Origin of the sequence: Actinoallomurus soli (assembly GCF_024055715.1) — a bacterium.
In the GTDB taxonomy this organism is placed as follows: domain Bacteria; phylum Actinomycetota; class Actinomycetes; order Streptosporangiales; family Streptosporangiaceae; genus Actinoallomurus; species Actinoallomurus soli.
Genome location: NZ_JAMXMV010000046.1, coordinates 1 through 14032 on the forward strand (window position 1 = coordinate 1; position 14032 = coordinate 14032).

The following is a 14032-nucleotide window of genomic DNA, read 5'->3' on the forward strand; positions in this document are numbered from 1 at the left end:
ATGTCGGCGATCAACAGGTCGCCGGCTGAGGTTGGTGCGGCGGCTGAGAAGCGGGCGTTGGATGAGGGTCTGTCGGTGGATGAGGCGGCGGAGTGGGGGAGGAGCTTCGCGCAGGCGCATGAGTCCGGTGATCATGCGGCCGTGGCGAAGTTGCACGGGGACCTGAACACGCGGATCGATCAGTTCCTCGGTCAGCGGGTCGATGAGATGACTCCGCGGCGCGACGTACGGCCTGGTGGCGGGGCCGAGCCGGTGACGGGCGGCCAGGAGGAGAAATCCGGTGTCGGGGAGGAGGTGAACCCCGGCAGCACTGCGGATGGGGAAAGGCCCGGTGGCGCGGACCTCGTCGCCACCCATCCCGGCGGGGACGTCCTGACGCCTCGCTCCGGCGGCGGCTGGACCACGCACCGACCGGGTGCCCTGCCTCCGGTGACCGTAGCGACCCCCGCGGCCGATACCCCGGGAACCGTCCAGGACGACTCCCAAGCGGGTTCGTATGGCCGACCGGACGACGGACCGACTCCCGCCGATGAAACTCCTTCGCTGAGCCCGGTGAGTCCTTTGAGCCCGCGGACCTCGCGAACTCCCCTGAGCCGATTGAGTCCGGTAACCCCGATGAGTCCGGCGGGTCCGGCGGGTCCGGCGAGCCGCTCGGCGTCGGGCGGCGATCGGATCGTCGTGGCCGGTCGTGTCGAGTCGATCGACTATGAGGACCACATCGTCGTCGACGGTGAGTCCGCCCCGATGACTCCTGATGAATTCGTCGCGTGGCTTCAGGAGCGGCCGGAGTACGAGCCGGGCGTTCCGGTCGTCCTGTTGGCCGGTGATGCGTCCGTGTTCGCGTTCGCTGTCGCGCCGCTTCTCGATGCGCCGGTGACCGGGCCCTGGGGTGATTTCTCCCCGATTCCGACCGGTGATCTGGCGGCCGGGACGCTGCTGCGGGATCCGGACGGCGGACTGCGGATCGGCGATGCGCCGCACGACGGCTGGTACACCTTTGGACCGGACGGTGACCTCGTCAGTCGGGTCCGTACCCTGCCCGACTCCGGGGCCTTCCTGCGCGATCAGGCGACCGCCGAGCGTGTGACCGGTCGGCCGGTCGGCATCTGGCGATCGACGACGGCTCCGCAGAAGGCGGCCGAGAGCCCGGTGCCCACTCCTGGTGGCGAGGAGACGTCGCACGGGGCCGCCCTCGCAGGCGATCGCCCTTCGGGACCGGGACCGGAAGGCGGCCACGCCGAGACGGTCTCCCCGCCACCGGTGGACCGGCCGGAGGACGGCACCCGCATCGACGACGCCCGTGCGACGCTGGACGCACTGCCACCCGCTCAGCGGAAAGGGTTGCTGAACCTGACAGACACGATCATCCGCGAGGCGATCACCCGGCCGCGCACCGGGCAACCCCGCCCCCGGGCGCCGCGTGAGTGGCGGCTCCTGGTGGCCGCAGAGATCGCCCGTTCCGGAGAGCAGGCCGGGGAGAACCTCGCGCACACCCTGGTCGCGGAGCAGCCGCCGACGCGGAATTCGGCGGCGGAGCCGTCCACGCAGGAACAGGCCGCTTCCGGGGCCGGCGGCGGAACGACCCGCCTGCCGAAGGGCCCGGTCGTGGAGGGTGAGTACCATCGCGAGTCGTTCACCGTGCGCATCCCGGGTAGCGACCAAGACCTGGACCCGGAGCAGACGGCGCGGTGGATCGAGGGCAACACGACGTACGGGCCAGGTCGTCCGGTCATTCTCAACATCCCCGGCGTGGCGATGCCGGGGCCGGGGGGCGGGCCCTCCTTCGCGGATCTCGTTGCCACCCATCTCGGCGGCACGGTCGTGGTGCCTCGTTCCATCGGCCTGTCGATCGGGACCGGCTGGACTACGCACCGACCAGGCGAACTCCCCGCATCCCGGCGCTTGGACCCGGATCATGCCTGGAATCGGCTCCTTGACCCGGCGATCAGCGCGAAGCGCCGCCGGGAGGCGCTGGGCCATGCGGCCAAGCTGGTCGAGGACCGTATCCGGCAGGTGCGCCCGGGGGAGAACCCGAGGGGTGCCGTGTCGCGCCCCGATGAGATCGTCGTCTTGGTCGCCGCGGAGTACCTACGTGGCCCTCGGTCGGCCGGCGCGCTGACCAATCTCCTGATCCCCGAGGGCATTCGTCCCCGTCCGACCGTCGCCGGCCCCGCACAGCACGCCGAAGCCGACGACGTAGCGGCTCCGCTCACCGAAGCGGCGCTGGCATCGCACGCCGCGGAGCGGGCGTTCGAGCAACTGGCGGCCGGCCACCGCTTGGTCGAGGGCGACCCCGCTTGGCTGGAGCAGACCGCCACCTCGGAGGCCGCCGTTGACGAGGTGACCGCCGCGCCGCTGCGACCTGGCACCACCACCCGACCGGACACGTTCGACGAAGACGCCATCGAGGTCGTGGACGCGGCCGATGCGGCCTCGGGCCAGGGCGAGGTCGTGCCGGATGACGACCTGGGCTGGGATCCGGACCTGGTATCGGAGGTGAACAAGGTTCTACGAGGGCGCCCGGGCTGGACCGACGGTCCGGTGGACGCGGCGACGGTGGCGCTGTGGCACAGCCGGTTGCCGGAGGACTGGCGTCGTCCGGTGTCTGGAACGCGGAGAGACCCGGCCCAGAAGTACTGGGTGCCGCGCCTGCGGGTGGATCGGGCCGCGGGAATCGCCGACCTGATGATGGGCCGGCCGCTACAGCGCCTGAGGGGTGGGTGGGACGCCTACGAGGCGGAGCTCACCGTGCCGATGCGGTTGCGCGACGACCAGAACCTGGCGGAGATGGAGGGTGTCGTGCTGGCCAAGGGGCCTGGCGACTCCAAGGTGGTGGTGGATACCAAGGAGTTGTTCCGGGGGCCGTTTGGTGGATACCACCGCACTGCGGAAAGCGCACGCCGGGCCGGAGGCGAGGACCGCCCGGTCAAGGTTCCGATTCCCGAGGTCCACATCGGCTTGATGCCCAACCTCCCCGGTGAGACGAGCATGGAAGAAATGGGGGTGGACGAAGAGCGAGCGGAAGCCCTGTACGAGGCGACCGCGGGCGCACTTCTGTCCGTTCCCGGTATGCCCGGCAGCGAGCCAGAGGTTCCTCTTGAGCAGGTGCTGGAGCGCGTGGGCTGGACGGTTACCCCGGAGGGGCGGGGCATTCTGATCGGTCCGCCGCCGGTCGGCGGGGAGCTGGCGGCGCACCTTCATTACAACGAGGGTGTGCCGCTTGAGGTGTTGCATCCGTGGTTGAAGGTCGTACTCGACGGTACGTGGCGGGATCTGAGCTGGGATTACTACACGCGTGATCACCTGGCTGACGCGCTGGATTTCGCCGACGAGGTCGCTGCCCGTTACATCGCGAGAGAATATCTCGGTTTCATTCCTACGGACCTGACCGGTGCGTATCAGATTCTGGATACTATCGCCGACCTGTCGGTGCAGAAGCTCCGCGGGATTGCTGCCGCCGCTTACGTGCTGGCCGCCATGTCGGTCAGCTACCAGCTTTTCGGCAAGCTGAACAAGGCGCATGCCGCGTTCATTTTGCGGCACGAACCCTACTACTTGCTCGGGCAACTTCCTGCCGAGGCGCGGGAGCGCCTGAGTGCGGACGGGGCGAACATCGTCCGGCTGTTCGACGAATACATTGAGCGCCGCATCCCTGAATACGCGACCTTCTATCAGGAGTCCGTCGGTGTTCCGGGCGTTTACGATCGTCCTTCTCAGCTACCGCTATCGGCAAACGACGATTACCGGGTCGAGGACCTTTTCAATACCTTCCTCCGGGAGGGGTACTACCCCCGAGTGGAGCAGAGTGATGTGCTGGGAGGTAGTACCACGTTCGACACGCTTGACACGAATATCAGGCGTACTCGGGCGCTCGCTGTGGCGGAGGTGCGCTCGTTCGGGAAGCGTCATGTACGGGCGAACGAGGTACGTCATTACCGTCGAGTACTTGCCGGTGCTGTGCGGTCGCTCTATCCCCGCGCCGAGGCACTGAACAACCTGACCGCCGAAGAGCAGGAAATCGTCAGCCACAACGTACGTACCCGGCTGGCTGAGTTGTACGGACTCCGGCTGCCGCAAGGTGACGGCGCGTCGGCCGGCATAACGACGGACGCCTATTTCGTCCCGATGATGGAGGCCTTCGGACCCCAGCTGTCGCGGAACCCGTTGACGTACACGGCTATGCACCAGGCGGTGCAGCGGCTGGATGACATGCGACGGTCCGACCCGGTGGTCGGCGGCGGGGCGTTCGACCTCGACGCGTTGGTGCGCCGGGTTCAGGTGCTGGACGCCGACGCGCCGGTGACTCAGTGGCAGCGTCGGCAGGTTGTTCAGCTGGCCGCTGAGGTGGGCGATCAGGCGGGCAGCCTGGCCGAGTTGGCAGCGCGCTACCTGGTGGGGCAGGGGGTGCTCTCCAGCAACCGGCTGCGTCTCCCGGACGGCGGTGCGTACGGAGTGAACTGGCTGCCGCAGGGTGCGGACCAGGACCTTGACGTGCTGACCGTGGACGCGGTGGTCTTCGAACGCGACGGGACGTGGTTGCGTAAGCCGGCGCAGGCGGCGCAGTGGTCGCCGGACGGCTCGCTGCCGTACGCGGTTTTCGCCGAGGGCGGCCCCGAGCACCTGGTTATGCCGGTCGGGCGTGAGCGGCGGCGGGTGCCGTTCGATGTGGTGGCAGAGGTGTTGGCGCTCGATCCGTTGCTGGCTGCGGAGACCGGCGGCCTCGCACCTGATGTGCCGGGGTTGTTGGCGGTGTCCGGAGCCGGCCGGCTCGGGCTGGAGGGCCCCCGGTGGATCGCCCACCGGACCGGGAGGAACTTCTGGTCCACCAGTAGCGAGTTGGATCCCGACTCCGATGTGTTGACCACGGTGGAGCGGCCGGGGCGACCGCAGGGCAGCTGGCTGCTCAGCAGACCGGACGAGGTCGTGCCCGCAGATCCGGACGCTCCGGGCTGGGTGGGGCAGGTGGTCAGCCACACCGTGTACGTGGGCGGGAGGCGAATCCGGGCGGCTTACCACGACGCGGAGTACGCCGGACGAAGGGAGGCTTACTTCCACGGAATCGACCAACTGGACCGTTACGTCCACTACGACCCGGTCAGCGATGGTCTTTTGGCCACCGACGAGCTGCGGGTGGACTGGAGTTACGCCTACTTCGCGCACGGTCGCCTGGGAAGGATCGGGCTGCCGCTGGAGGACGGCAGCGTCCGCGAGGTGAGCTACGGAGCGTTCGCGCGGCATGGTCTGAGTAGGCGTCCGAGCGTACGGAACCTGCGGAAGGCCACCGCACAGGACGACGGCCAGTACATTCTCCTGGCGCCGTGCTGGGCCGGGACGCCCACTGCGGAACCGCAGCCGCTGGGCCGCCATTCGGGTGCTCCGGCGCCGTTCGTCTTCGACCCCCTGCGGACGCTCTCCGGGCCCCAGGAGGCTGCGAACGCGACCCGGAACATGGTGGTGGGACCGACGCGGCCGAGCGGGCTCGGCCGCGCGCAGGGCAAGCTCATCTACGGTCAGATGGCCGACCTGGCCGGGAACATGGGTGCCTGGGTGGTGGCCCGGCCGGAGCCGGAGGGCGAGGATCTGGACGCCCTGGCCCGGGCGGCGGGGCTGGCCGATGCGGCGCCGGCGCCGGTGTCGGACGGCGCGCGCGAGCGGACCCTGGTGCTGGTGCGGGCGTTGCGATGGCAGTTCGGTCCGCATGTGGACCGGGACCCGCATTTCGGTGAACTGGTGCGGGGGATCGGTGGTCTTGAGCGGATGCGGCAGGCCGACCCGGCCCTGAGCCCGTTCGGCGGGTTCACCGTGCACCTGCTCAGCTGGGCGGCGCGGGCGTACGGGGAACTCCCCGGCGTCGCGTACAGCGATGCCGGCGACCTGGTGCGGCAGATGCTGTCGTGGAGCGGTGCGGTGGTCGGCACGCAGCCGGGCGCGCGGCTCATCGAGGTGCTGCCCGGGCTGACCCGACTGCGGTACGTGGCGCAGGACCTGCTGGGCCGGGACGCGTCCACCGCCGAGGCGACCGGGCGCCGGCTGTTGCGGCTGGACGCGTCGGAGCCGTTCGGCGAAGCCGAGTGGTCGCGGCTGTTCTGGTCGATGGCCGAGGCCGACCGGTGGCTGTCGGGGCTGTCCGACCCGGACGCGCTCGCCGCGCGAGTTCTCCACCTGGAGCGGCCGGAACCGGGTCGGCGCGCCGATTTCGCCGATCTGGTGGTCTCCGCGATGGCGGCGGGACGCGACCCGGACGACACCGTCCAGCTGGGCGCGTTCCACTTGGAGACGCTGGGCGCGTTCGGGCCGGACAGGGAGCTTCTCGACGAATCCGGCATGCCGTCGGGCCGTAACTGGTCGTCGGACTCCACGAGCGGCGTCAGGGTGCGGACGTCGCACCTGATGATTCTCCAGGAGGCAGGGCCCGGTCGGCCGGGGACGACGCGGCGGGCGCCGGCGCCGTGGAGCCGCGGGGGCGGCAAACCCGTGCTCATGCTGTACACGGGGCGGATCGGCAGCACCCAGGTGGCGCTGACCATCGGTGGCACCCGGATGCAGGTGCCGTACGCCGAGTTCGCCGAGTTGGTCTCGCGCGACCCGCTGCTGCTGACGCGCGAGCTGACCCAGCGGGACGTGGTCACCGTGTCCTCCGGGGTCGCGGCGGACCGGCCGCGCCTGGAACGGCTGTCCGAGTGGTTGCTGAACGCCACGGGCCGCACGCAGTGGATGTTCCCGAAGGGCTCGGGCCTGGTGCAGCCGCCGCGCGAGCGAGGCCACTGGATCGGTGTGTTCGCCGTACAAGGCGAGGACGTGCTGGACCAGTGGCTCGTCATCCGGCCGTCACGTGTCGACCCGGCGTCTTACGCCGCGGTGACCGGAATGGCCCTCGACGCGGACGAGTCGGACGCCGCCAGTATTTTCTCAGACGGCGAATCCGATGACGGGGTTTCGGTTGCCGGATCGGTGACGTCGGCTGATCAGGCGATGCGGCTGGCGGGCCTGTCGCCGGGTGAGCGGATGTCGGAGCTGCAGTTCACGTCCGTCGACGATCGTGACGCGCTGGCTTCGGACCGTGAGTTCGTACGTGGGTTGCGTCAGTCGTTGTCTCCGGTGGAGTTCGCGTCCGCGGTGGCGGAGTTGATGATCCAGGTGCCGCCGGAGGTGGAGCGGCCGGCGTCCGCCCGACAGCGGTTGGATTCGATCATCACGGAGATGCTGAGCTCCAACCCGGATGTGGCGGAGAAGGTGATCACCGCTGGTGGCAGGGTTCTCATCATCCCGCGGAACAAGCGGTTGACGTCGCTCGGACCCTGGCGTGAGTTCGCTGGCAAGGAGCTTGTCGAAGGGAGGTCCGCCGACGAAGAGCGCAGTATCCAAACCGGCACGCTGGCCGCGGTTTCCGAGGAGGATCTTGTCGGCGGGACGTCTCCGTTCGGTGTGCCTTCTCCATCCGGCTATTCCGATGCCGTGAATGTGTTCGCGCAGTTGCTTCACGCCTATGGTCTGGATGACGAGACGAAGGACAAAATCCGAGATTTCTACGATGAAAAGCTGCAGCAGTCGAATGCGGTGTGGCCCGACGGTCCGTTGCGTGCGCCCAATGAACCTGCCAAGGACCCAGGTGATTACTTCGCGGCGCTCACGAACTTCTATGTGGAGGCGCATGTCACCGATAGCCCCTATACGGTCAAGGGCGATGGGCGTCTCAGCGGTTACCACGCGGCTCAGCGGCATGATAAGGACCTGCACGAGCTGCTGGTGGATATCTACGGCAGGAACGCCAAGATAGCGGAGACCGATTCGCCGGAGCGGGAAGACGACCGGTACTCGGATTTCCGGGCATTCTGGGAGTCGGCAGACGGAATGGTGGAATCGCCCGCCGAGGCCGTGTCGCCAGATTCCGGTTCTGCGGCGAATACCGTCACGCGTCCAGCCGTCGATGTGCCGGGCGTCGTCATCGGACAACCCCAGGCCGACACGGGTGGGCCCGTCGCCCGGCAACTGCCCGCACCGGATCTCGAAGGCGACGCGGAGGCGGTCGCGGCGGCACCGAGCTATCAGGTGATGAACCAGCCGGACGAGGGCCCACGGCATCCCGCCCCGCCCGCGGCCGGAGGGCCCGTGGTGGTCGAGCTCGACGACTCCGAGTGGCGGAAGTCCAGCCGCAGCGAGGGGGATTGCGTCGAAGTCGTCGTCTGGCGTTGAGGGCGCCGTCATCTGGCGTTGAGGCCGCGGTCGTCTTGGTGTGCTGCGGAAGAAGGAAGGTGAGCCTGGCATGACGTGCGTCGATCTTTGTGGAGCGGGTGGAAGCAGTGCGCGCCAGAATGACCTCTTCGCGTGGCCGGGCGGTTCTTCGTGCCGGTGTGACCGTGGCGGGATCTCCGGCGGACGCCTCCGGGTGGCGGGGCAGCAGCCGGAGTGTCCCCGAGGAGAACGGCACGAAGGCGTGTGTGCAGGTCAAAGTCGTTCCGGCTTATGTCGCGACGCGTTCCGTCGGCCAGGCCGCGATCACGGCTTTGCAGGCCCCTGCGGAGCTCGCTCCGGCGTTGTCGGTCGTGCCCGCTTCGTCCGCCGCCGGTCCGGCCGGCGCGTCGGCGCCCGTGGCCGCGGACGGCCTTACGTCGGTGGCGGAACGGCCGGCTGGGCCGCGGGCTCCGTGGTATCTCGACAAGGACGCCCTGGGCGAGGCGGCGATCACCGGCGTCGATCCGTGGTCGACCGAGGACGCCCAGCGTTGGGCCCATGAGGTCGGCAGCAGGGTCCGGCGCGCGGACGACGGTCCGGAGCTGAGCGCGGGGATCCAGAATGGGCTGCGTGAGGTCCTCGGGACCGACGACACCGGGGGGAAGAGCGCCGAGAAGAACATCGAGAAGTGGGAGACGCTCCTGCAGAACGGCCGCTTCTTCGTGGCCGGCGGCCATCTCGTGTGGATCCGCCCGGTTCTGCGGGACGCGAGCCCGGGCGAGCAGCCGACCGGCGACGTTCGCAGTTACGGGGTCTCCTTCGCCTCGATGTCCTCGGGCGGCAAGTCGGGCGGATCGGTCACGCGCGGCTTCGACGCGCTCCTCCTGTCGTTCCTCGGCATCGGTTCGCGGGTCGCGTCGGCGGTGGTACCCGGGCTGCCGGCGGTGACCGCGGACGCGTCGGTGAAGAAGGAGGAAGGCCACGACCGGCAGGTGATCGCGGGCCGCAAACTGTTCGTGGCGGAGAACACCCGTTTCCGGTCGGGTCTGGCGATACGGGTGTTCGTCGACGGTGTGGAGCGCCCGAACGACGTGGTGCTGCCCCAGCGTTTCGACGTCGACTTCCCCGCGCCCTTCACGGCCCCGGACGCGCCGCGGCCGGAGGGAACGATGCCCCCGACCGGTGCGGCCGCAGGCGTGCGGCGCCCGTCGCAGGCGACCGAGGCGATCAACGCGGTCGACCTGATCCCCGTCGTCGCGGACGTGCAGCTGCGTCTCCTGGGCGCCGGCCTGCCGGCCGAGTCCGTCCGTACGGTGATGGGCGAGGTCACCGAGTACGTGAACGAGAAGTCGACGCGTAACCGGAGCCGCGTGGTCCTCAGCAGCGGGGTTCCGACGAAGAAGGTGACGGTTCCGACGGGGCCGCTGAGCCGGTTCGAAGGGCATTTCTCGTTCAGCGCGCAGATCGAGCGGCTGCAGTACATCGGCGACAGCGAGGTGACCGTCCGGGAGGATTCCGGGGTCGGCTTGACGGTCAAACCGGGACAGGAAGGGGAGAGCAAGGCGGCGACGGGCTTCTACTTCAGCGTCGCCGGTCTCGACGCCGACCCTGGGGCGCACCTGCCCGACGTCGAACACGCGCAGCACGGCACGGGCAAGGGTTTCGTGCGCGGGCCGTCCTTCATGGCGCCCTTCTCGCGTGGCGCCGGCCATGGGCTGTCCGAGCAGGGGCTCGGCCACGCGGTGCTGAACCGCGGCGGGAAGCAGTCCCGGTACCGGACGGGTCTGCGCGTCGATGTCGACATCCGTTCGGCGACGCACCCCATCGACCCGGTCAGCACGGTCGTGGAGGCGGAGACCAGCGTGCCGAAACCGGAGGCCGCCGACTTCGAGAAGCGGATGACCGGCGCCGTACGGGCTCCGGCGGATTCGATGCCACCACCGTCGGCGTTCCGGCGGCCGCGGAATCTCGACCGTCCGATTCAGGTCGACCCCGCGCACCGTGAGCCGCTGGCGCTGGCGGCGCGCCGGGGCGTCGGGTTCGGCATGCCGGCTCTGCTGCCCGGCTCCGAGCTCGTGCACCAGCAGATCCGCGCGGTCCTCCAGCACGAGCACGACGCGGTCTCGGGTGGGAAGAAGGCGGACTGGTCGCAGGCGGACCTGGATCTGGTCACCTACTTCAGCAGGCCGGCGCTGGAGGCGGACCTGCCCGCCGTGATGGCCGGAGTGGATCATACGGTCCACGTCGGCGGGCGCGCGTACGAGATCTCGGTCCAGGCACAGCTGAGGGAGCGGATCGGCGGAGACACCTATCCGATGACCGTGAACGGGCGTGCGCTGCTGGCCGCGGCGACGGCCGGCCACCGCAACACCGAGATCGGAGCGGAGCTGGGCTGGGGCGGGGGTGTGCGGTTCACCTGGCCCTGGATGCGTTTCGTGCTCGGCGCCTGGAGCGCGCACGGCGAGTACTCCTACACCGCCAAGAGGGAGTTCGGGGGGAGCGCCAAGTCCTACCGGCGCACCGAGACCACCGGCCAGGTCGACGAGCACGACTACAACGTCATCTACCAGGTGTCGGTGCGCCCCGCCAAGCGCAGCCGGATCACCTGGTGGATCGACCGGCCCGAAGACGTCACCGCCCGGATCGTCGTCCCCGAGGAGCACCGCCCGGCCACCCCGCTCACCGCCGTCGAACTCCAGAACGCCGGTACGGTCAGCACGCCGGCGGCGTGGCCGGACGAAGACGTCGTCGACCTGGAGGCCGGGGGCGCGTCGGGCGTTTATCCGTCGTTCTTCGTGATCCCGGAGCTGCCGCGCCTGGCGGCCCGGCTGTACGCGGAGGCCAACGGCCTGCCGGCCCGCTGGGCCGACGACCGTACGAACTGGCCGTCCGCGATCAAGGACCTCAACAGGCCGGACAAGCTCGCGCAGTACTTCCCCGCTCTGACCGGGAAGAAGGGCCGCATCGTCAGCCTGCCGCGGGGAAGGGACGGCCTGAAACAGGCCTTCCGCATCCGGCTGCGCGGCTACCGGCCGCGTCACGCCGGGGCGAGCGGGAGCACGGAGATCGAGCAGTACGCCCAGGGCACCCGCGTCCACAAGTACGGCGGCGAGCACAAGCTGAAGGGCGGCTCCAGCTTCGCGGCCGGCCCTCAGCTGCGCATGGGGTCCGAGGCCGGGAAACAAGTCGTCAGCCCAGAAGACGGGCCGGAGACCGGGCACTCCGCCGGCGGCGAGCACGAGGGGAGCATGGGCGGCCGCGTCCAGGTCACCATCCAGGATCACGCCGGATTCACGTGGAAGAAGGAGCAGAGCAAGACGCGCGGCAACATCGGCATCTCGCGCGCGACCTACGGGGGCACGACGCACACCTACCGCACGGACCCGGTCTTCGAGGTGACGCTGATCCGGTGGAGACGGGGGTACCGGTCGAAGACGACCCGGTATCTCCGGGCGACGGACGCGATGGACCTGCTGATCCCCCAGCGGCGGATCTTCGATCTGGGCCTGACCGCGCCCGGCGTGACGCGGCCGGTGCCTCAGGCGCCGACGCGCCACGTTCCGCCCGGCCTGCTGCCCGGGATGTCCTATCCCGAGACCATGAACGCCGACCAGGTCCTCGACAAGATCAAGCAGCAGCTCCGGCACCACGGAGTGCTGAAGGAGTTCTTCGAGGGAGAGGACCGCCCCAACCTCCTCGCCCAGGAGCTCGACGCGGCGTTCTCCGGTGACGCGCTGCGCAACAACTGGCGCCTGCTGACAGGATCCGGAGTCACCCGCTGGATCCCGGTGCCGCAGCCGTTCGGCGGCACGCGGTACGTGTTCGTCCGGGTGACCGCCGCGGTGGGTACCGCCACGTCACAGTTGCCGCGGCCGGAGGTGAAGCTCACCCTGCGCGATGAGGGCCAGCGCGAGGAGTCCCGCGAGAGGTCGGCCGCGTTCACGTACGGCGGCGGAGCCGACGTCCGCGGGCGGGTCGGGCGCAAGGGCCACGGGGACGGTCACGGCGGTGTCGAGGCCGGTGTCGACTTCACCGCCGAGTCCTCCCACGGGACCGAGGCGCACGAGAAGACCCTGAAGATCTACCGGGCCGGCACCCGCGAGGGCTCCCTGGAGTTCGAGCACCCGCTGGCGTTCAGGATCGAGGTCGGGCTCAACACCGAGCTGCCCGAGCTGCTGAACGTACCGGTGCGCGGCCTGCGGGAGGCGGTGATCGGCCTGGGCCGGCTGGCCGCCGATCCGAAGGCCGGGGACCGGTGGTACTCCCACCGGCCGTTCGTCTGGCACACGGTGATCGAGCCGGACGCCCCCGATGGAGTGACCGGTGACGTCCGGCTGCTGGTCCCGCAGAGCATCGCGATCCTCGACGCGCCGCCCGTGGGCCTGAAGCCCGCCCTTGGTGACACCCCGGCCTGGGACGCCCGCCCGCCGTGGGAGGGACAGCCTGAACAGGCGATCGACGCCCTCACGCGGAACCTGCACCCCTGGGGCGTCCCGTTCGCCGCCGCGGTCGAGCGCTGGGCGGCGCTGCCCGCGTCGCCGTACCGGCTCCCCGACGACCTGAGCGCCCCCGGCGCCTGGAACGTCCCCGGTCTGGACTTCACCACCATCGCGGGCCTGCGGTACCTGCACTTCACCAGCCAGGAGCTGATCCGCCCGTACATCAAGGAGCTGCTGAACAACGTCTACGAGGTTCCGGTCGGTTCGCGGGAGACGATCGCCGGCCTGGAGATCACCGGGGCCGAGCCGATCGGGCCGCTGGACGGTACGCCGTTCAAGGGCCGGATCTACACCCAGGAGAGCGAGGCCGAGAAGGAGAAGACCGGCAGGTCCAAGGGCTTCCGCGTCCGGTTCGGCCCGGAAGGCGGCGGTGACGTCGGCGACGCCAAACAACTGGGCATCGGCGCGTTCGAATACGGCCGCGACGCGGCAGAAGAACAAGAAGGCGAACTCGGCGGCACCGACGAGAAGAACAAGGAGGCCACCCGCCGATACCGGCACTACAGATTCGACGTCGCTCTCATCCTGACCGGCCGCCGCGGGACCCTCCGGGTGCCCGTCCCCGACGGCATGTACGGCATGCTGCCGCTGGAACAGGAGCCGGACGGAGCCTACCGGCTGGCCGATGACCTGGAGAACGCCCTGCCGCACCTGTTCGGCCCCCGCCCCGCCGACGCTCCGGTGATCGAGGCCGCCGCTATCCGGTGGCAGAGCAGCAGTCACAGCACACCCGACGAGAATGGGATAACGGCATGCGTTGAGGTCTCCGCCATTTCAGTGCTTCAGGCGGTCGATGGTGACTCTAAGGCGGCGGGGGGTTGATTCTGGCAGGTCGGGGGAATGACCGCTCGGCGGCGCGATTCCCGGCGGACGCTCTCGGGTGGCGGGACAACAGCCGCAGCATGCCCGAGGACGTCTATCCGGTGAATTCCGCCGTGCGGCGGGATCTGGTCACCCGGGTGATGCTGAATCGGGGAACGAAGGAGTTCACGGCGGTCCTGCTGATGGTGGGCGACATGGAAAGCGACTCATATAGCGTCGGCGCGGGATGTAAACGGCTTGGTCAGGCGCGTGCTGGTGGCGCGGAACGGTGTTGATGTTTGAGGGGTTGGGTATGCGGCAAGCCCGGTGGCGCACGTCGAGTAGTAGTACGGGGGCGTGTGTACAGGCCAGCCCGGCGATCCGGTGGAAGTCGGATGGGGCGATCACGCAGGGTACCGGCGAACGCGCGGGGGCGAAGGTTCTGTGGTCCGCGACCGGCTCGGCGGCCGCCGGCCCGGCCCAGGACGCCACTCGTCCGGCCAGGGAACAGGCCACCAGCGGCACGGCCGCTGGCGTCGATACCGGTGGTCCCACGACCG

At 69.6% G+C, this 14032-nt stretch carries 3 protein-coding genes; all 3 read left to right on the top strand.

Annotated elements, in window-relative coordinates:
• Positions 1-57 precede the first annotated feature (57 nt).
• The 3 genes from NDW01_RS42190 (at position 58) to NDW01_RS42200 (ending at position 13768) form a co-directional block, all read left to right on the top strand.
• On the top strand, positions 58-8193 hold the full coding sequence (locus NDW01_RS42190; RefSeq protein WP_252830297.1) for a lonely Cys domain-containing protein: 8136 nt from the start codon (positions 58-60) through the stop codon (positions 8191-8193).
• 245 nt (positions 8194-8438) lie between these two features.
• The gene (locus tag NDW01_RS42195; RefSeq protein ID WP_252830298.1) at positions 8439-13493 is read left to right on the top strand and encodes a hypothetical protein; all 5055 of its coding nucleotides are present in this window, start codon (positions 8439-8441) and stop codon (positions 13491-13493) included.
• An 80-nt stretch (positions 13494-13573) separates the two neighbouring features.
• A complete protein-coding gene (locus NDW01_RS42200; RefSeq protein ID WP_252830299.1) occupies positions 13574-13768 on the top strand; it encodes a hypothetical protein in 195 nt (64 codons plus the stop codon).
• Positions 13769-14032: the final 264 nt, after the last annotated feature.

Coding starts and splice junctions, on each gene's coding strand:
- NDW01_RS42200 (WP_252830299.1), top strand. CDS start 13,574: ATGCCCGAGGACGTCTATCCGGTGAATTCCGCCGTGCGGCGGGATCTG.